At 46.2% G+C, this 19,195-nt stretch carries 15 protein-coding genes and 3 pseudogenes; 10 read left to right on the forward strand and 8 right to left on the reverse strand.

All coding sequences use genetic code 11. From position 1 onward, the window contains the following. The first annotated feature begins 264 nt into the window (after positions 1 to 264). Complete coding sequence (gene phbB, locus O3W44_RS21245; protein ID WP_269294728.1) at positions 265 to 1,008, forward strand: acetoacetyl-CoA reductase; 744 nt, start codon at positions 265 to 267, stop codon at positions 1,006 to 1,008. Positions 1,009 to 1,084: 76 nt separating this feature from the next. Next, a complete protein-coding gene (locus tag O3W44_RS21250; RefSeq protein WP_269294729.1) occupies positions 1,085 to 2,422 on the forward strand; it encodes a CitMHS family transporter in 1,338 nt (445 codons plus the stop codon). 46 nt (positions 2,423 to 2,468) lie between these two features. On the opposite strand, the gene O3W44_RS21255 is transcribed toward O3W44_RS21250, so the two are convergent. Both O3W44_RS21255 and O3W44_RS21260 read right to left on the reverse strand, forming a co-directional pair. Then, entirely contained in the window at positions 2,469 to 2,939 is a 471-nt protein-coding gene (locus O3W44_RS21255; RefSeq protein WP_269294730.1) for an FCD domain-containing protein, read from the reverse strand. Further along, positions 2,893 to 3,363, reverse strand: a complete 471-nt coding sequence (locus O3W44_RS21260; protein WP_269294731.1) for a GntR family transcriptional regulator — start codon at positions 3,361 to 3,363, stop codon at positions 2,893 to 2,895. The genes O3W44_RS21255 and O3W44_RS21260 overlap by 47 nt, the downstream gene beginning before the upstream one ends. Before the next feature lie 195 nt (positions 3,364 to 3,558). On the opposite strand from O3W44_RS21260, the pseudogene O3W44_RS24725 reads away from it, so the two are divergent. Together O3W44_RS24725 and O3W44_RS21270 are read left to right on the forward strand one after the other, a co-directional pair. Further along, positions 3,559 to 3,812 (forward strand): annotated as a pseudogene (locus O3W44_RS24725) (NAD(P)-binding protein); the annotation flags it as partial. Positions 3,813 to 3,842: 30 nt separating this feature from the next. Beyond that, positions 3,843 to 4,664 carry a flavin monoamine oxidase family protein gene (locus O3W44_RS21270; protein WP_331283455.1) on the forward strand — a complete coding sequence of 274 codons (822 nt, stop codon included), beginning with the start codon at positions 3,843 to 3,845 and terminating at the stop codon, positions 4,662 to 4,664. 414 nt (positions 4,665 to 5,078) lie between these two features. On the opposite strand, the gene O3W44_RS21275 is transcribed toward O3W44_RS21270, so the two are convergent. The 4 genes and pseudogenes from O3W44_RS21275 to O3W44_RS21290 all read right to left on the reverse strand — a co-directional run bounded on the left by O3W44_RS21275 (position 5,079) and on the right by O3W44_RS21290 (position 9,769). Continuing rightward, on the reverse strand, positions 5,079 to 5,603 hold the full coding sequence (locus tag O3W44_RS21275) for a VOC family protein (protein WP_269294734.1): 525 nt from the start codon (positions 5,601 to 5,603) through the stop codon (positions 5,079 to 5,081). A gap of 326 nt (positions 5,604 to 5,929) precedes the next feature. Then, the gene (locus O3W44_RS21280) at positions 5,930 to 7,240 is read right to left on the reverse strand and encodes a c-type cytochrome (protein ID WP_269294735.1); all 1,311 of its coding nucleotides are present in this window, start codon (positions 7,238 to 7,240) and stop codon (positions 5,930 to 5,932) included. A 1-nt stretch (position 7,241) separates the two neighbouring features. After that, positions 7,242 to 9,013: pseudogene (locus O3W44_RS21285) on the reverse strand (GMC family oxidoreductase). Positions 9,014 to 9,054: 41 nt separating this feature from the next. Further along, positions 9,055 to 9,769, reverse strand: a pseudogene (locus O3W44_RS21290) (gluconate 2-dehydrogenase subunit 3 family protein). Between the two features lie 701 nt (positions 9,770 to 10,470). Between O3W44_RS21290 and O3W44_RS21295 the strand changes: the two are divergent. The 6 genes from O3W44_RS21295 to O3W44_RS21320 all read left to right on the forward strand — a co-directional run bounded on the left by O3W44_RS21295 (position 10,471) and on the right by O3W44_RS21320 (position 15,426). Then, positions 10,471 to 11,490, forward strand: coding sequence for a LacI family DNA-binding transcriptional regulator (locus O3W44_RS21295; RefSeq protein ID WP_269294736.1), 1,020 nt, complete (start codon positions 10,471 to 10,473; stop codon positions 11,488 to 11,490). 490 nt (positions 11,491 to 11,980) lie between these two features. Further along, on the forward strand, positions 11,981 to 12,511 hold the full coding sequence (locus O3W44_RS21300; protein ID WP_269294737.1) for a tannase/feruloyl esterase family alpha/beta hydrolase: 531 nt from the start codon (positions 11,981 to 11,983) through the stop codon (positions 12,509 to 12,511). Then, positions 12,508 to 12,678 carry a hypothetical protein gene (locus O3W44_RS21305; protein WP_269294738.1) on the forward strand — a complete coding sequence of 57 codons (171 nt, stop codon included), beginning with the start codon at positions 12,508 to 12,510 and terminating at the stop codon, positions 12,676 to 12,678. Before O3W44_RS21300 ends, O3W44_RS21305 begins: the two co-directional genes overlap by 4 nt. A 499-nt stretch (positions 12,679 to 13,177) precedes the next feature. Next, positions 13,178 to 14,410: an MFS transporter gene (locus O3W44_RS21310; RefSeq protein WP_269294739.1), complete on the forward strand. Its 1,233-nt coding sequence runs from the start codon at positions 13,178 to 13,180 to the stop codon at positions 14,408 to 14,410. 367 nt (positions 14,411 to 14,777) lie between these two features. Further along, positions 14,778 to 15,071, forward strand: coding sequence for a VOC family protein (locus O3W44_RS21315; RefSeq protein ID WP_269294740.1), 294 nt, complete (start codon positions 14,778 to 14,780; stop codon positions 15,069 to 15,071). Positions 15,072 to 15,093: 22 nt separating this feature from the next. Next, positions 15,094 to 15,426, forward strand: a complete 333-nt coding sequence (locus tag O3W44_RS21320) for a hypothetical protein (RefSeq protein ID WP_269294741.1) — start codon at positions 15,094 to 15,096, stop codon at positions 15,424 to 15,426. A 506-nt stretch (positions 15,427 to 15,932) separates the two neighbouring features. Here O3W44_RS21320 and O3W44_RS25110 read toward each other — a convergent pair. Both O3W44_RS25110 and bamA read right to left on the reverse strand, forming a co-directional pair. Continuing rightward, entirely contained in the window at positions 15,933 to 16,082 is a 150-nt protein-coding gene (locus O3W44_RS25110; RefSeq protein ID WP_442954681.1) for a GFA family protein, read from the reverse strand. A 340-nt stretch (positions 16,083 to 16,422) separates the two neighbouring features. Then, positions 16,423 to 18,840 carry an outer membrane protein assembly factor BamA gene (bamA, locus tag O3W44_RS21330; protein WP_269294743.1) on the reverse strand — a complete coding sequence of 806 codons (2,418 nt, stop codon included), beginning with the start codon at positions 18,838 to 18,840 and terminating at the stop codon, positions 16,423 to 16,425. Between the last annotated feature and the right edge of the window lie 355 nt (positions 18,841 to 19,195).

Raw genomic sequence — 19,195 nt, forward strand, 5'->3', positions numbered from 1 at the left:
AAATTAGTGTGATTTTGCCCTCAAAAAAAGCTCGATAGATGTCTCGCCGCCATTCTGTAGTACTTATAAGCCTTATAAAAATATTGCATCCTTAATGGAACAAAAAGTCTTCTTTACAAATATTGCATTTAATTGCACCCAAATGCATAAAAGGAACGATCTCGCTCACATTTTCAACAATGCTACGTTGCAGAAAATCATGGCGCGTCGCTTACTGTTAACAGGAAGTAAACGCCATTAAAAATATGCATCTGGGAGAAGGGTATGACCCAACGTATCGCTTATGTCACATCCGGAATGGGGAGCCTCGGAACGGCTATTTGTCGTCGCCTGGCTGAAGATGGTTTTAAGGTCATCGCCGGTTGCGGCCCCAATTCGAAAAGAAAGCAAAGCTGGCTTGAGGATAATAAAAAGCTGGGCTTCGATTTCATCGCCTCTGAAGGCAATGTTGCAGACTGGGATTCAACAGTTAAAGCCTTTGAAAAAATTCGCGCAGAAGTCGGTAATATTGACGTCCTTATTAATAACGCCGGCACGGCGCGTAATGTTTTATTCCGTGATATGCAGCCGACAGAATGGAAAGCCGTTATCGATATTAATATGAACTCGCTGTTTAACGTCACGCGCCAGGTTGTTGATGGCATGATGGCGCGTGGCTGGGGACGCATTATTAATATTTCTTCTCTCAATGCGCAGGTTGGGACAATTGGCCAGGTTAACTACTCAACCGCAAAATATGCTGTACGGGGTTTTACCCGCGCCCTGGCGCGTGAAGTCTCAGCGCGTGGCGTCACCGTTAATACGGTATCACCGGGTTATCTTGCTACCAGCAAACTAAAGACCGTTACTCCCGTGCAGGTTATCGACAAAATCGTACAGGAAATTCCCGTGCGTCGCCTGGGCTCACCAAAAGAAATTGCGTCAATTTGCGCATGGCTGGCTTCGGATGAAGCGGGTTACGCGACCGGGGCTAATTTTTCCGTTAATGGCGGCATGCATATGAGTTAATAACAACGTCATAACGCTTTTTAAAAACGACGACAACTTTAATTACGCATATAGCAATATATGCGTAGGAGGCTTTATGCTCTCTTTTTTGGGTTACGGCATGATTGTGGTCTTTATGATCTTAATTATGACGAAAAAACTTTCCGCACTGGTCGCATTAACAATTATTCCGATTATGTTTGCCATCATCGCAGGTTTCGGCGGTGAAATGGGCGACATGATGATAGATGGCCTTAAAAAAGTCGCACCCACGGCTATTATGGTGATATTTGCGATTCTTTATTTCAGTACCATGTTTGATACTGGCTTGTTTGATCCAATTATTCGCTTTTTTCTGCGCATAATTAATGGCGATCCGGTTAAAGCTGTTATGTGCACGGCGCTGCTGGCCGCGATGGTGTCGCTGGATGGTGACGGCTCTACAACATACATGATCTGTGTTACCGCGATGCTGCCGCTGTTTAAGCGTATTCGTCTCGATCCGTTAGCCCTGACGTGTGTGGTTTTTCTTTCCGCCAGTGTCACCAATCTGCTGCCCTGGGGCGGACCGCTGGCTCGGGTATCAGCCTCCTTGAAAGTAGAATCGAGCGATCTGTTTATTCCGCTGATTCCGTCCATGGTATGTGGTCTTGTTGGAGTACTTGTGCTTTCCTGGTACATCGGGATCCGCGAGCGGCGCCGCTTAGGTAAACTCAGCATTCAAACTAACGGCAATGGGGCGGTGATCGAAGAGGATGCTGAGAGCTATTTGCCAGCAATCAATGAGGTTAATGAAGAGCTGCGCCGGCCAAAACTGTTCTGGCTGAATGCTGCCCTGACAATTGTTTTGATGGCATCACTGGTAATGGAGCTGCTGCCACTTTCTGTGCTGTTTATGGTCGCTTTCGCTATTGCACTGCTGATTAACTACCCACATCTGGATGCACAACGTCAGCGCATCGCCGCACATGCTCCGGCCGCACTAAACCAGACGTCAATTTTTCTCGCTGCAGGCATTTTTGCCGGTATTCTGTCCGGTACTGGTATGGTAACGGCAATGTCCACCTCACTGCTTGATGTTCTGCCGGAAACGTGGGGGCCGTATCTGGCACCGATAACCGCCCTTATCAGCCTGCCCGGCACTTTCTTTATGTCAAACGATGCTTTTTATTACGGTGTTCTGCCAGTGCTGGCGGAAGCCGCTAAAGTCTACGGCATCGATCCGGTTGAGATTGGACGTGCATCGCTGGTAGGGCAGCCAGTGCACCTGCTCAGTCCGCTGGTGGCGTCGACTTATCTGCTGGTGGGTCTGGCTGGCGTGGAGTTTAGCGATCATCAGAAATATACGTTCAAGTGGGCATTCCTGCTGTGCATGGTTTTCCTGGCTTCAGGATTATTGCTGGGCCTGTATCCTGTTTATTCCGTCGCAGGCTGAATATAAAAAAGGCTCACTGTGTGAGCCTTTTTTCTTAAGATTACATTTAAACTTCTGCGCTGATACGGCGCATTTTTTTATTTTCCAGCGCCACGGCTAAATGCTGTTTCATCATGTATGACGCCTCAATTCGCTGACCTGATTCAATCAATGACAGAATACGCATATGGTCTTTCACTTCAGCATAATAGCGGCTGCGGTCATCCATAATTCTATAGTCCATCAGGCGACGCATACGGTTGACGTTACGCAAAGATATTTCAAAAAACGGATTATTAGAGAACCCGATCACCGTTTCATGAAAGCGATATCCTGCCAGTTGCAACTGCGTGGGTGAAAGGCGTTCAATGCCCGATTCAAGCAGCATGTCCAGTTCGCGCCAGATTTCGTTGATTTTTTCCTGAGGAGCGTTAAAAGTGGGCTCAAGAATGGCCATTGGTTCGATGACCATACGGAAACTGAAAATATGCTCAAGCTGCTGCTTTGGTTTTTGCCACAGGCAAAAAGCGCCAGCCATAACCCTGCTTACGCTCTACCCAGCCTTCGCTAATCCCTCGCGCCAGTACCGTAGAAAGCTGACTTTTGGTCATGCTGTATCGCTTCATCAGAAACAACTCAGTAACTTCAGCTTCAATTTTATCCTGTAGCCAGTCTTCTGCCAGTTGATAATATTCTGGTAGATCAGTGCTTTCAATAGTCGAGGGCTCTACAGATTGCTGGGGAGCATAATCTTCTTTAACGAAAAAACCACGGTTGAGTTTCTGTTGCAAAATTCCTTTTTGCTCAAGATAAAGGAGTGCTTCACGTACAGGCGAACGTGATACATCAAAGCTTTCTGCCAGCTTTGGGACGCTGAGATGTGTACCCGGAGCAATATTACCAGTATCAATCAAGCCTACTATTTTTTGTGAAAGCCTTTCTGTCAGGGCGCTTATTTTCATTTGCACACTCAATGAGGTAAAAATAAATGCAAAATCATAAATTATTATTGCATTTAGTTGGCATCAAAAGCAATATTTAAGGGCTGTGCGTACAGCAGAATACTTTGCCTTGTACAAAAATTATTGTCATTGTTCGCATAGTTTTAATTTTCAAACGTGTAAATTCGTCACGCTTCTAATTGAGTGGAGAAAAAAATGGAATATTTCCCGGTCATCATTGTCGGTGGCGGCCTTGCAGGCCTTAATGCAGCGCGGCTGCTTAACCGTTCCGGCATTCAATTTAAACTTTTTGAAGCCCGTGACCGGTTGGGGGAAGGATTCTGACAGCAAACGCTAAAGGTGAGCCTTCGAAAGAAGGTTTCGATTTGGGGGCTTCATGGTTTTGGCCTCGTACTCATTCATCCATGCGTGACCTGGTTGCCGAGCTTAATCTGGCTTCATTTCCGCAATATAGTCAAGGCGACGTCATTTTCCACAGGATGTCACGGGAATTACCACGTCGCTTTACGGTTGCTAATGCTCAGCCTGAACCGGAAGCTTTGCGACTGGTTGGCGGAAACGCTACTTTGATTTCTGCGCTCGCGTCTCAATTATCTGCTGACAGTCTTCAGTGTGATACCCGGCTTGTTCGTGTTGAATTAGAAGGTCAGCGTGTTATCTCCACCTTAGTGGGTAAAGACGACTCAGAACTCCAGGTCGCCTCATCACATCTGATCCTTGCAATGCCGCCAAGGCTAATTGAATCTAATGTAAAATTTTCTCCGGATCCCGATACTGAAACCCTGCGTCGCTGGAAAAACACGCCTACCTGGATGGCACCACACGCAAAATTTTTTGCCGTTTATGAGCGCCCATTTTGGCGTGAAGCAGGCCTCTCTGGCTCGGCACAGAGTATGGCCGGACCGCTTATTGAGATTCACGATGCCACGACTTCTTCGGGTAATGCCGCCCTATTGGGATTTATTGGAATGCCAGCCGCACAGCGAAAAAAAGTGGGGCAAAAGACGATTATGACTGCTGCAACAGAACAGTTAAAACGCCTGTTTGGCGAAGAAGCTTCTACTCCTTTACAAGTTTTTATAAAGGACTGGGCAGAAGATCTTTTCACCTCAACGGCTGATGATGAACTGGGTAGCGGACCAATTGAAGCGGGTAACGATGAATGGTTTAACAGTGAGTGGCGTCATTATATTTCGCTGGCGGGTAGTGAATTTAGCCAAACAGAACCCGGATTTTTGGCAGGAGCAGTGGCTTCGTCAGGGCGAGCTGTTACTGAATATTTGAATAAATCTAAATGCTAACAGAACAGTAAGATTTTTAGGTGTATTGAATTCTTGCGCCAACCTGTTTCGGGTTGGTTTTCATCAAAGAATATCTGGATACGTTGAAATAAAAATACAGTTTTGTTATTTAAAAAGAATAATTATAAAAACACTATTATATTGCAAGCCTTATGAGTCTATTACTATTGACACATATCAGTACTGGCAAATTTAAGTCTCCTTTTAAATTCGGGAAATTGATAAACAATTCGCCATTTCATTTAACCGACACGAAGTTGATTAACCATACGGATATTAAGGCACCTTGCAAAGTGAAGTTTAAGGCTGTTTCAGCCAAAGCCAGGGCTGGGCGCGATAAACATAACGTCGCAAGGCTGCCAGTAATTAATATTCTTCGTTGCATGATTAATGCCATTGCTCAGACCAGTTGTATCAGGATTCAGGGATCCAGCGGAGCTGAGTCACATCTTTGTCATAATGTATAGCTGACGGAAGGGTAATCAGTTCGATCAATACGCCAAACGGAGTCATGCCAAACCACGTCTGATTCCCTTTGCCTTTCTCCTGTGCGAAACAATCGGAGGGTCCTTCAAACATCCGGGCACCACTGGCGCGCATTTTTTCAGCAGCCTGATGTATATCTTCAACATACAGTGAAAAATGGTTGATACCCGGCTGGCCTGGATGAGCCTGTACGTCACAGGTCGTGGGTTGAGTTTGAAACAATTCCACGTTGCACCCGTTTCCCACCCTCAGCATGGCTAAACCAGTAACCTTCATTTCTGAGGGAAAACCGTTTAGTGGTTGCATCTCTTCGCCTTCAACTTTTTGGTTAGGATTATCAGGCGGTACAATGCGATACAGGACCGAAGCGTCGAGAGCCTCGATAAAAAACTGCTCGGCCTGAGTTAAATCAGAAACAGTGATGCCAATATGTTCAATACCGCGAATAGTCATTTTTTCTCCTGAGCTTGCTTATCCATGTTGATCGATTGATCAGGTTATAAGCCTGGCACAAACGTGATGATTGTCACGTTTCGCCCGTTGTCGAGGAAGAGGCATATGGGTTTATTACCCTAAAGACATTGCGTTTAACACCACTGTTGCCAGACCGGGTTTAGTAAGTTCCTGCCAAAAATAATGTAGATGCGCTAGCGAAATGATGATGGCTTAAGACCGCCCTCACAACTTATGAAATTAAAAAAACGCCGACCCTGTTATAAGGTCGGCATTTTATGCCAGTTTCGAAGTAAATAATCAGGCAAGCATGGAACTTTAACCCTCTATTTCTCAGGCATTTGTGACGGAAGTTTCAGCAATTCGCGCTCTTCTTTAACATTTAGTGGAGGTACTGCAGATGCTGCATTGCCCCAACTGTTGCGTATATACGTTGAGACAGCTGCTATCTGATCGTCAGACAGCTTCCACGCGAAGCTTGGCATGGCCCCACTTGTTGGATTGCCTCTAGTCACTGCGCCGCGACCGCCCTGCAATACCGTTGTGATGATCGAGGACGCGTCTTCAGCCATTAAGGCAGGATTGTTTGCAAGGCTGGCCGCCAGGTTTGGTATCCCTTTACCATCACTGTTATGACAGGCAGCACAGTTGGCTGAGTAGACGTTTTCACCCGTTTTCATTTGTGCAGTATCGAGGCTGACCGGCGCAGGTTTCTTGAGCTCCGAAGCCGGTAGCGATTTAAGATATACTGCAATCGCATGCAGATCGCCGTCAGTAAGATACTGAGTCGAGTTGGTTACCGCCTCTGCCATCGGCCCGGATGCTACGGCAACGTGATTACTGCCGAGTTTCAGGTAATCGACGATCTGATCATTATTCCACGTCCCAATGCCGGTATAGGTATTGGGTGTGATGTCGGGAGCATGCCATTCTGCAAGGTTACTTCCCTGCAAGTAGGCATCACGATCGCCACCGAGAGGGTTTTTAGCGGTGTGGCAGGCACTACAGTGCTCCAGACCTTCAACAAGGTATGCTCCGCGGTTCCACTCTGCTGATTTGTCTGGATTGGTTTCAAACCCTTTATTTTTAAAAAATAAAAGGTTCCAGCTCATCATAGCCAGACGAATGTTATAGGGAAAACCGAGGTTTGTTTCCGGGACGTTGTTATGGACAGGTTTAACCGATCGCATATACATCCACAAATCGTGCATATCTTTATCGCTCACTTTTACGTAAGCATTATAAGGCATAGCCGGATAGAGGTTTTCTCCCTCTTTACCCTTTCCGTGGCGCACGGCACGATAAAAATCACGCTCAGTCCAGCTACCAATACCCGTTTCGGTATCAGGGGTAATGTTACTCGCAAAAATACCGCCGAAAGGTGTGCTGATAGAGTAACCCCCAGAAAATGCCTCTTTGCTTCCAGGAGAGGTATGGCAAGCCACACAGTCGCCCGCTATGGCGATATATTTGCCGCGTGCGACGGCATCAGCATCTGCCTGGGTTAGAGGCTGGCTGGTCAGTATGCTGGTATTTGCAACATTATCTGAAGAAGTATCACCGTTTTGCCACAGCATGCCTGCCGCTACAGCTGCAGCGATGAAGGTTATGCCTCCTGCAATTGTTGTTTTTTTCATCTCACACCTTCACCAGCGGGCCAGGGTTTTTAACGTACTGTTCAAGGATTGCCTTTGCTGTCCACAGGCTGAGTGCTCCAATAGTCCCGGTTGGGTTATAACCGGCATTGTTTGGGAAAGATGATGCGCCCAACACAAACAGGTTATGCATATCCCAGCTCTGCTGGTAGCGGTTCAGTACGCTGGTTTTTGGATCTGTTCCCATAACCGCACCGCCAATGGTGTGATCACTGGCGAAATTGTAGGGAGAGTATTTTTCCGACGCTGAGTTAGTGCCAATGACAATTTTTGCGCCCATTGCTTTACCCAGCTCAACGCTTTTCTGCTCAATAAATTTTGCTGAGCGGCGGTCATTTTCGTTGTAATCGAAGGTTACACGCAGCAGGGGATTACCGTTGTCATCCACATATTCAGGATCAAGATCTAAATAATAATCTTCGTGAGAAAAGCTGGTTCCCTGGCCAAAAATGAAGGTGCCGTTCTGGAAGGCATGTGTGTAAGCTTTTTTCCACTCTTTACCCCAGCGAGGCGTACCCGGAGGCAGTGCGTCAGCATTACCAATAGGGCGGGCACCACGCGCAACGACGAGTATGCCGGCTCCGCCGATAAATCCAAGGCCGGTATGATCAAAATTGTCGCCATTGAAGTCATCAACCTGCTGAGACAACGCGCCAGCGCCGATGAACTGATTGAGATTTTCATCTTCAAAAAACAGACTGGCACCTGAAACCGTCTGAAAGCTGTAAGCACGACCGACAACACCCGTTTTACTCACCGGATCGTAAGGTTTGCCAATTTTTGACAGGAGCAGCAGGCGAACGTTTTGCATCTGGAAAGCGGAGAGAATGACGATATCAGCTGGCTGTTCCCACTCTTTTTTATTGCGATCGATATAAGTTACGCCTGTCGACGTTTTCCCATCGGCAGACTTATTGACACGCACAACTGCCGAGTCAGTCAGTACGGTGAAATTTTCGCGTTGCATTAAGGCAGGAATGACACAGGCGTTAGGGCTTGATTTGGAGAAGTTTCCACAGCCGTAATAGAGACAATAGCCGCAGTAAGTACATGGCCCCATCCTGACTCCCAGCGGATTGACATAGGCGCGTGACGCCTGGCCTGCCGGTACCATAAACGGATGCTGGCCTAACGATTTTGCTGCATCGCGGAAAATGTCAGTTAAGCGCATTCCTTCCAGCGGAGGAAGGGGTATTCACTGCTGCGGTTGCCTTCAAAAGGGTTACCGTCTGGCATAATTTCGCCATTCAGCTTGCCGGCCTTACCCGACACACCCGCTATTTTCTCGAACCGGTCGTAGAAGGGTTCAAGCTCGTCATAGGTGACGCCCCAGTCCTGCAGGATAAGGCCATCAGCAATCTGTTGTTTACCATAACGCGTAACCGTTTGCGTATAAGGTTGCAGGTCGAATGGCGTAAAGCGCCATGCCATACCGGCCCAGTGAGTGCCTGAACCGCCAACGTTATAACCTAATTCATTCAGGTTCCAGTCACGCGTAGGCAGGGCTTTTTCATTGCTGTTATTACGGAAAGTTGTTGTTTCAACAGCAGGGGGCAATAGCATGCTGCGGCGGGTATCCCAGCGCAGTTCATCGGTATCGATTGAAGGTGGAAAATCGGTAGCAGTTTCAAACCACGGGCCGCGCTCAATGGCAACGACATTCAGACCTGCACGGGTTAGCTCTTCGGCGATCAGAGAGCCACACCAGCCCAGGCCGACGATGACGACATCAGCTTTTGGACGGACATTTTTCATTTAAAAAACTCGTAATTGCTCAACAATATAACGCGTTATAATTACAACGTGTTATCAATAAGGCTGGTGGGAATGATGTTAAGTTTCTGCCCTTTCTTTGCTAACAGATCGCGAAAGTCATAACGCGCACCGGGAAAACCGATCATCTTCCAGCTGGTCATCTCCTTGTTCCCGCCATAAATAGGATCAGCAAGGAAACCTTCGCGTACGTTTTGCAGCAAAAGCTCAAAAAAGACTTTTGTTTCTACATCGGAGCCTAGATCAAAATTGTTGGATTCCATGGCATGTAGAACGTGATCTTGTTGATCACCGGTTAAGCCGATAAATACATGACCAAACTGCTTACTGGTCGCTTTATCCAGCGCGGCTAATCCCTGACGGTAACGTTGGGCTGGGGTTAAGGGGACTGAGGTCCTTGTTCAGGGGTTCCTTTTACGAACCGGCCTAAACGATAAAGGGCAACAGCGTTGCCATAATCGCCAGCCAGTTGACGATCTATGAAGACTGCGCATCCTGCCTCTTTTCCGCTGAAACTCATCTCGTCTGCCGGAATGAAGCGTTCCGATATTGCGCCTACGGTCTCGAATTCGTGCTGGGTGAAATACTGTAAGCCACCTTTTTTAGGGGAGAAGGCGGGGTAATGATCTTTCCTGCTTCCCAGGGTTGCCCACCATTTACAACTTCCGCTTTTGCGACAGGTATTGTTGATGCAACGCCCAGTGCAGCCACTGACGTCAGAAATTCTCTGCGTTTCATAGTTTCCCTGCTCAAGAGATTGAAATTTTTCAGGCCCGCCACACTTAATTTCAAGAAGGTTTGCTTTTATTGCGCGCAGCAATATACGCACCACATAGAAGTAGCAAATTAAGTGTTTGGGCAAATTATTTTATAATTATCTTAATAGAATAACTCAGAGGATTTCACATAATTAATGAGTGCTTAATAAAATTTTAACAGCGCATGGATAATAAATAATTCCCGATAGGCTTAAAAGGTTTTTGTTGATGTTTTTCCATCATGCTTATTAAGCAAGCAAATGCCGCTGTTATTTTGAACTTTTGCGCTGTGACTTTGGTGAGTTTTGCAATATTTTTGATGTATATTACTTTTTGTTATTCATAATCTGTAATGAATCTTTAGTAAAATTATACATTTTTTATCTGGACATATTTTAACAATCAAAAAGAAAGGTGGTTTTTTGAAAGTGGTTAGTGTGCGTGATTAATAAAAGAAGACGTTTGTTGTCGATGGGGCAGGAAAGCGGATTACGCAGGTAAGACTACTATGAACTTCCATATATGATTGTTTTTATAAAATTAATTTTATTGAAAGTAAACTTTGCGCAGTATATAAACCTGATCGTTAAAGATAACTTCAGATCATTTAAATGAATACGCCATAATTTCTGTGTAAACTGCTTTAAAGTTAAATAATGACGCTGTGTTGTGGATGACCAGGTGAAAAAGCTGACTCTTGAAATGCTGGCAAAAAAAGCCGGTGTTGGCATTGCTACTGTTGATCGTGTACTGAATGAACGCGGAGGTGTGTCACCAGAGACGGCACGCAAAGTATTAAATGTTGCCAGGCAGATTGGCCTTAAGCGTTTACTTCCTGAAGATTTAAAACATCCGTGGCAGATTGAACTATTTCTGAGCAGTAACGATTCTTATTTTTTCAAACAACTGGCCAGACAGTTTGCGGATGTTGCAAGTCATCTCGGATATCAACGCCTCACACTTCATCGAACACTCGTGCCTGAATCTCAGCCCGAGAAACTGGCGCAGCTCATCATTAAGAGTGCATCGCTACGTGATGGCATCATAGTATTCGGCCACGATTATCCGGTTATACATGATGCGCTTCACTATTGTCAGATGAATAACGTGCCTGTCATTACCCTTGCTACTGATATTCCCGGTGTGGACAGACTTTGTCATGTTGGTATCAATCAGCAGCAGGCCGGTCGTACAGCAGGCCTGCTGATGAGTAAATCTATCAACAGACCGGGTGATATCATCATGGTCAGCGGTCGTTTCGATTATCGTGCGCATCGCCAGCGTATAGAAGGGTTTCGAAATGTCGTTGAGCGGTGCGCTCCTCAATCACAAATACGCGAGGTACTGGCTGGACTGGATCAGCGGGATACTATACGCGGATTACTGGAACAGGCTTTATCTGGCTCTCAGCAAATAGCGGGCATATACAATACTGGCGTGGGTAACAGCGAAATCAGTGATGTTTTAAAAAAGCACAAACTTCTCGGCCATTGTTGTTACATAACTCACGAACTTTATTCAGTTACTCGAAAATTGCTCGAACAAGACATGGTTTCTTTTACGCTGGATCAAAATGCCCGTGAGCATGCCGTCACTGCAACAGATTTGATGCTCCGATACTTAGAGAGCGGTTATAAAGCCGACGAGTATAAAGAGGGTAATGTAGCTTTCAGAATCGTGACTGCTGAAAATCTGGAATGATGCTTTACTCTTCTGTTACGGTATTCAGCTCACAGGCAAAAGCCTGTCTGTTTTCCAGATTTCTTGAAAGCATTCCATCGCTTTACTACATCATCCAGTAAATAGCAGATTCGATTACGGTAAAGACGGCCTGTCGGGGAAAAAATATATATCAGGATACCTTTGCATTCAACATCCTGTATTAATAGCTCTTCTGGCTTACGTAAAAAAGTGAGTCAGATATTTTATTAGCGTGCGATTTTTATATCCTGGGGGGATCATTCCGTCAGTGCTGAAGTCAGTAGTAAAAAATTATATTGGCAAAAATGCGCAGATTAGTGGGAGCTCTGCCTGCTGACAAACCTGATGCGCCAAAATAGGCAAACATAATCTGGAGGTGTCAGGCCATTGAGCGAAGCGCCAGCTACCTGAAATAACTAAAATTACCCTCTGAGGCGGGTAACCCTGTAACAAGCCTGGCTGTTTTCAATAAGATCAATAGATGAGCTCAATGATTTCACCTTCTTCATTGCGTTACGTTAATTTTGTCAAGAATCCGGTACCCTCTTTTTCTCTCAATCAACTGAAATTTGATCAGAAAACTTTTAATGAGTTTAGCAAGCTGCACAATCTGTATGATGCTACTAATCCTGATTTGCGCGCGTTCGCTAAGGCAGGCGGCAAGTTAATCATCTGGCACGGCTGGGCCGATCCACATATTTCTCCTCTCAACTCAATCGCGTATCATAATGCGCTGGGTAAAGAGATGGGCGAGCCACAACGCCAGGCCTTTGAACGTCTGTATTTGCTGCCCGGTGTTTACCATTGTTCGAATGGAGAAGGTCCGAGTCTGGTCGATTTCCTGACGCCCGTGATGAACTGGGTTGAAAAGGGCCAGGCACCTGACGCTGCCACTAACTGGCAGGCCTTACCGCAGCAGAAAATCAGCTTCGGTCAGCCTGTCGGCGCGGGTAGTAAGCTGCCTTTGAAGCCGGCCCGATGCAGGGAGGAAAACCTCCAGCGATGGAACGACCTGATATGAAAATGGAAACCATCCCGGCCAACGCAGCATCGCGTCCTGTTTATCCTTATCCGCAATATGCGGTATGGGATGAAAAAGATGATGTGAAACAAGCGGCGTCTTATGTCTCAAAAACATTACCTGCTATAAATGCGCATTATGACTGGGCAGGATCAGTTTTTTATTAGCCTTATCAATTTAGTAATTATAAATCGGTAATAAATGTCAGAATAAAAAGCATCGCGATTGCGGCGTTTTTTTATTTTAGATGTCTGGTTATTTGGCGACATACGCTAATTTAAAAAATGCTTTATATTTTTTATTTCATTTGCGTTTTCGTGAAAATCCCGGCTAAAAGTTTTTGGCGTTTTTTATAAAATACTTAGTAAAGTGCGTAAAAGTGGTTGTCTATAACAATTAAATGAGTGCACCCAGAGGTAAAGAGTTCTGATAAATAAAAGTCATGGCTATATAAATATTAATGATTGGCTTTTCCCTTTAACTTTAGTAGTGAGGTGCGTGCTATTTTTTATATTGCTACTTTACCGCGATAGCGATCACAAAAAACCATGAAATCGCTGTTATTAATCCTTATTTCCACCTAACTCTATATTGTTAACCGATAATAATTAATGTTACCTGAAGGGGTAGCGAAATTTTAGTTTTGTAGCCAACAGTAGGTGGAAAATGAAAACAGGATGGTACGGTGAACTTACCAGAAATGAAAAGAAAACCTGGTGGGCATGCCTGGGCGGTTATACTCTCGACTCAATGGACAGCACGATTTATTCATTAGTCATGCCAATATTATTAAGCCTGGCAATATTGACTAAAACTGAAGCCGGAATTTTAGGATCGGCCTCTTTGATTGGCAGTGCGCTGGGAGGCTGGAGCGCAGGTATGCTGGCCGATCGCTGGGGGCGCATTCGCGTTATGCAGTTGACAGTTTTATGGGTTGCCTGCTTTACTGCTCTCACCGCGCTGTGCGGCGAGTTCTGGCAATTCTTAATCATACGGTTTTTACAGGGCCTTGGTTATGGCGGAGAAGTTGTCGTTGGCGGTGTATTAATCAGCGAAGTCATCCGTGCCAGCTATCGTGGTCGTGTTGGCGCATCAATTCAGAGCGGATATGCGCTGGGTTACGCTATTTCATTAGCCGTGCTGCCAGTTTTACTTAATTTTTTCCCGCAGGAAATTGCCTGGAAACTGTTTTTCCTGATCGGCATTCTTCCCGCTGTCCTGGTATGGTTCATTCGCCGCCTGGTGCCGGAGTCATCTGTTTTTTCAAACACGACGCAAAATAAACAACCTAAAAAGATAACGGAGATCTTCCAGGCAAAGCACCGGCGTATTACCGTAACCGCAACTTTATTAGCCAGCGGAATATTTGGTGGCGCTTATATCATGATCACCTGGCTGCCAACTTATTTACGTATGGAATTAGGATTGCCAGTGATGTCAATGTCAGGATATTTAGCGATAAATATTTTAGGTTCACTGTTGGGTCCCTTTATTTACGGCAGGTTGAGCGATAAGTTTGGCCGCTGGAAAACCATTATTCTATTTTTGCTCTGCCAAATGGTTGTTGTCAGTATATATATGTTTGCTGACGTCAGTCTTAATATGACGCTTGGTCTGGGATTTTTCCTCGGTGCCTTACAAGGCGGTTTGGCTTCAGGTTTAACCCCCGCTTTTTCTGAATTATATCCCACCCACATTCGCGGTAGTGGTGCAGGATTTTGCGCCAGTTTCGGACGCGGCTTCGGCTCACTCATGCCTGCGCTGGTAGGAATCGTATCAAGTCAGATTCATTTAGGATATGCAATGGGCGGTCTGGCAATCGCTTCTTACTGCATTGGGATCATTGCCGCACTGTGCCTGCCAAATGCGACCGGCGTTAATCTGTCAGAGGTTAATTAACGCAAACCACAATAAATAATAGTCAGGTTCACTGCGTTCGGCCGAGATTAATGTACTGATGGTTATAGTCAGACAATCAACCGATTAAATGCACTCGGCCTGGCTGTTTTCGTACCTTCTGGTTTGTTATCTCAGTCGTGTTATAAAGGGAACTCATACCTTCAAAGGTAAAAGCCATTCTCTTCCTGGATAAAAGACGGATAACGTATTTCTTACTTAAAAACAGAACATCGGTACGCCTACACAAATAGGGAGGTTCACATGACAAATTAAATTACGGAACCCTGTCATGATATTGTACATCTTGCACACGTTGAAATTTATACAGACAAATTTGAGGAAAGCCTTAATTTCTTCGTCAATGTATATGGTCTTACCGTCTCGGCCTCAAAATGAGGATCATGCCTGGCTACGAGCCTGGGATGATTACGAATTTCATAGTCTGAAGCTGACGCGCCATCATACAACGGGTGTGGGGCACATCGCCTATCGTGCCAGCTCGGAAGCGGCGTTGATGCGACGTGTGGCGGCCATTGAGGCCAGCAACTATGAAGTAATCGGCTGGGTAGATGATGACCAGGGACATGGTCGTGCCTTTCGCTTTGCGGATCCTTTCGGTCATATATTTGAGATCTATTACGATACCGTCCGCTGCCGCTGAACGCCCGTCCTTAAAAAATCTGGTGCAACGTTATTATGGCCGTGGAGCTTCCTCTCGCCGTATCGATCACCTTAATTTGCTGGCTGAAGATGTCGGTGAGTTTAAAATTTCTATGGAAATCTGCCTCGGCTCGCTGGCGACTGAGATGATTCTACTGGATAATGGCCATATCGGCGGCTGCTGGTTTACCATAAACAATAAAAGTTACGACCTGGCTTGTACTGAAGAGCATGGTGGAGGCAGAGGGCGTCTACATCACGTGACTTATGCTACAGATACCTGTGAAGACACTTTGCGCGCTGCCGATATTTTTCTCGAAAATGGTGTTCATATTGAGACCGGCCGGCCCGCATAAGCATGCGATTCAGGGGACTTTCTTCCTTTATGTCTGGGAGCCTGCGGGCAACCGCGTGGAGCTGGCAAACTCAGGCGCTCGCCTGATACTGGCGCCGGACTGGCAGACTGTATGTAGTGTGGACAGAAACTGAGCGGAAAAAAGGGCAGGCATGGGGATTGAAAACTATCGAAACCTTCCATACGCACGGTACGCCGCCGATGCCAAAGAGCTTAAAATAACTTACGTCTAAGATGATGCTCTGACTCAGCGTTATGGATTTGCTTGTTCGTTTTCTGTGAATTATTCAGCAGAACGTTCTGAGCTTTTCCTGTTTTTTTATAGTGATATTTAACCGGAAAAGGCGGCAACCATGCCTCGCGGCGGCTAGTCCAGGCTTCATAAGTTGGCATTAGCTGATCTGGCTTATCCAGAAATCTTGGATTCACTTCAAGTTCATCGCCGAAACGTGCAAATACAGACGAGCCGCTGACCGTTACTGCATTTTCAGGGAATATAGCGGCAGCTTAGAAAAGTGCGCCGTGATGTTTATGGCAATCAAGACAATGGCACAAGCCAATACGGTATGGCGATCCTGTGGCTTCGAATCTGACTTTGCCGCACAGGCAACTACCGGTAAAGAGGTCCATGCTTTTTCTCCGCAATGTAAATAGCATCTTCAGATAGTGATAATGCTTAGAGGTTAGCTGAGAAATGAAGTTGTAGTTTATACGGGGCAAGCATATTAAATTACCGAAAGGTTAACTATTTTTCTTGATGTGCTTATAGGATTCACTTAATGAATTATGCTGTTTTAAATATATAGCATGGATCTATACCAATAAAAAATGGCCACCACGAAAGTGGCCGAAAATACATGCATAATAACGATTTTTTGCGAATACTCTTTCCCTGAGTATTTCACCTTTTTATTCTAAAGCGATTTAAATTAACGTTCTGCTCCGCCAGTTAAAAATTTTCGTAAAGATTTCGCCTGATTATATTTTAATTCTCCTGTCACCAGGTTTTTCCAATATTAAACTGGAACTGCTCGGCTTTATCCCCATCATACTTTTTAACCGGCAGCGCATAAGAAAAGACCAGCGGTCCGAGTGGTGACTGCCATTGCAGCGCCACGCCGGTCGATACGCGGACTTGAGAGGGATCGCTGTAATCAGGAATACCGGCTGCCTTTGTTTCTGCCGTATTCTGCCAGCCGGTGTCCCACACAGTTCCGGCATCGACAAACAGCGAGGTTCTTAATGATGTCTCGTAACGCTCACTGACAAACGGAGTGGGCACAATAAGCTCTGCGCTGGCAACTGCCATTGCATTACCTCCTACGGCATCATCAGATTTTTCTACCGGACAGGTACTTGTACTGCTCTCACTGCCGTTGCAGCGATAGTAAGCCGCTTTTGGCCCGATAGTATTAGAAGAGAAACCACGTACTGAGCTGGAACCACCGGCATAAAAATTGTCGTAGAAGGGTACTTCGCCGTTACCAAAACCCTCTGCATATCCTGCTTTTGCGCGTCCCATCAACACCCAGCGGTGGTCATCACTGAGTGGCAGATAAGCATTAGCGCTAAGCGTGCTTTTGAAATAGCTGTTGGTCGAGCCGGGCAGGGTAATTTTGGTATTAAACCCGGCGGTCACACCGGAAGTTGGAAAGAAACCGCGATCGAGCGAGTTATAACTCCAGCCCGTACTGAAAAAGAAATCATTAGCACTGAAGGTTTCATCACTGCTGCCATCGTCATCAACTGTGCGGGTGGTGACGCCAGGATTGATCCCCTGCGAATGAAGATAGCGCCAGACGGACACCTGTGGCGACATATCGCTCAGGTGGTTATAAACGTAGTCAATTCCAACGTTGAGACTGTTGTTTTCACTAACGGGAAAACTAAGGCTGCTGCCCAAATCCAGACTTTTCAGGTTATATTCCGCCAGATCGTTATCTTCTGCGCTGTAATCGTTGTAGGAGATCTTCCCTCCAAGGCTGACGCCATCTACCGTGAAATAGGGATCGGTTGCCGAAAGTTCTACATAGGTCTGGTAATCATTTTTAGTCCCGCTGAAGCCGACGGTGTTACCGGTGCCCAGCCAGTTATCCTGTGAGACGCCCACCTGGAAACTGACGCCGCTGTCAGTGCCGTAACCCACACCAAAGTTAAAGGTACCGGTGTTACGCTCTTTTACCTTGTAGACCACATCAACCTGGTCAGGCGAGCCGGAAACGCGCTGCGTATCGACGTCAACGGTTTCGAAGTAGCCGGTGCGGTTTAAACGCTCTTTGCCCTGCTCAACCAGATCGCTGCCTAACCATGCGCCTTCCATCTGGCGCATTTCGCGGCGCAGTACGGAATCTTTTGAGGTGTCGTTGCCCTCAAAACGGACATTGCGCACGTAATAGCGGTTGCCTGCATCAACGTTGATGTGCAGCTTAACGGTTTTATCCGCATCGTTGATTTCCGGCTGTGTCACCACGCGCGGATAGGCATAACCATAGCGGCCAAGCAGCTTCTTGATGTCATCTTCCATCTGCGTGACTTTGGTGCCGTTGTACAGCTCGCCCGCAGGGATTTTTGTCAGGTGCTCAATTTCCGCTGAGTGACCCGCCATGCTGCCGTTCACAATCACACCTGCAATCTTGTACTGATCGCCTTCGGTGATGTTTACGGTGATATAGATGCCTTTTTTATCCGGCGTCAGGCTCACCTGCGTGGAATCGATATTAAAGCGCGCATAACCCCGGTCGAGGTAGAAGCTGCGCAGTGTTTCGAGATCGCCTGCCAGTTTCTGTTTCTGGTATTTACGATCGCCAACCACGTTCCACCACGGCACTTCATCACGCAGCTGGAAACGGGAAATCAGCTCATCAGAGCTGAAAGCCTTGTTACCGACAATGTTAATCTGCTGAATCTTTGCAGAGACACCTTCAGTAAAGACCAGTTTGAGATCGACACGGTTACGTGGCAGTGGCGTCACGACAGCTTTAACGCTGGCCGTATACTTACCGACGCTGTAGTAGAAGTCTTCAAGGCCCTTCTCAATGGAAGAGATGGTGGTGCGGTCTAACGCTTCGCCAACGCGCACGCCCGAGGCTTCAAGGTTTTGTTTGAGCTGATTCTCTTTCACCGCTTTGTTACCGGTGAAGGTAATGCTGGCAATGGTAGGGCGTTCTTTAACCTGGACAATCAGCGTATTACCGTCTCGCAGGACCTGAACATCCTCAAAGTTGCCGGTCGCAAACAGCGAGCGAATGGTATTTCTGACGTCATCGTCAGAGACCGTATCACCAACTCGTACCGGCATGCTCAGCAGAGCCGCGCCGACGGCGACTCGCTGCAGCCCTTCGAAATGAATATCCTTCACCACGAAATCGTCTGCACCCCAGGCTGCTGAACTGGCCAGGATGATTAAGGCAACCATGTTTTTTTCATTAATCTCTTACAGCCTGTCTAATTATTAGATGTCGTAAAAGTGGCATCAGGCGATAAGTGAATATAAGTATTATCATACCTGTATCACTAATCGCTGGCGTGGCCCTGATTATTCACGTTAACAGACAGGTTTTGCATACTATGATTCACTGCGAGCAGCCATGTTTTCGCTTTTCTTACAAAATAATAGGAAATGATAACGCATTAATTAAATATATCTTACTTTATTTCTTTCTGCCCGTGTTTAATTAGTCAATAGAGATATAAAGTGAGATTGCTTTGCTTCTGTGGTTTTTTTGTATGGATAGGTGTGGAGGGCTGAATGCCTTTATCGGTGCAGTTCA

The sequence above is a fragment of the Pantoea sp. LMR881 genome, assembly GCF_027157825.1.
GTDB classification, from domain to species: Bacteria; Pseudomonadota; Gammaproteobacteria; order Enterobacterales; family Enterobacteriaceae; genus Pantoea; species Pantoea haifensis.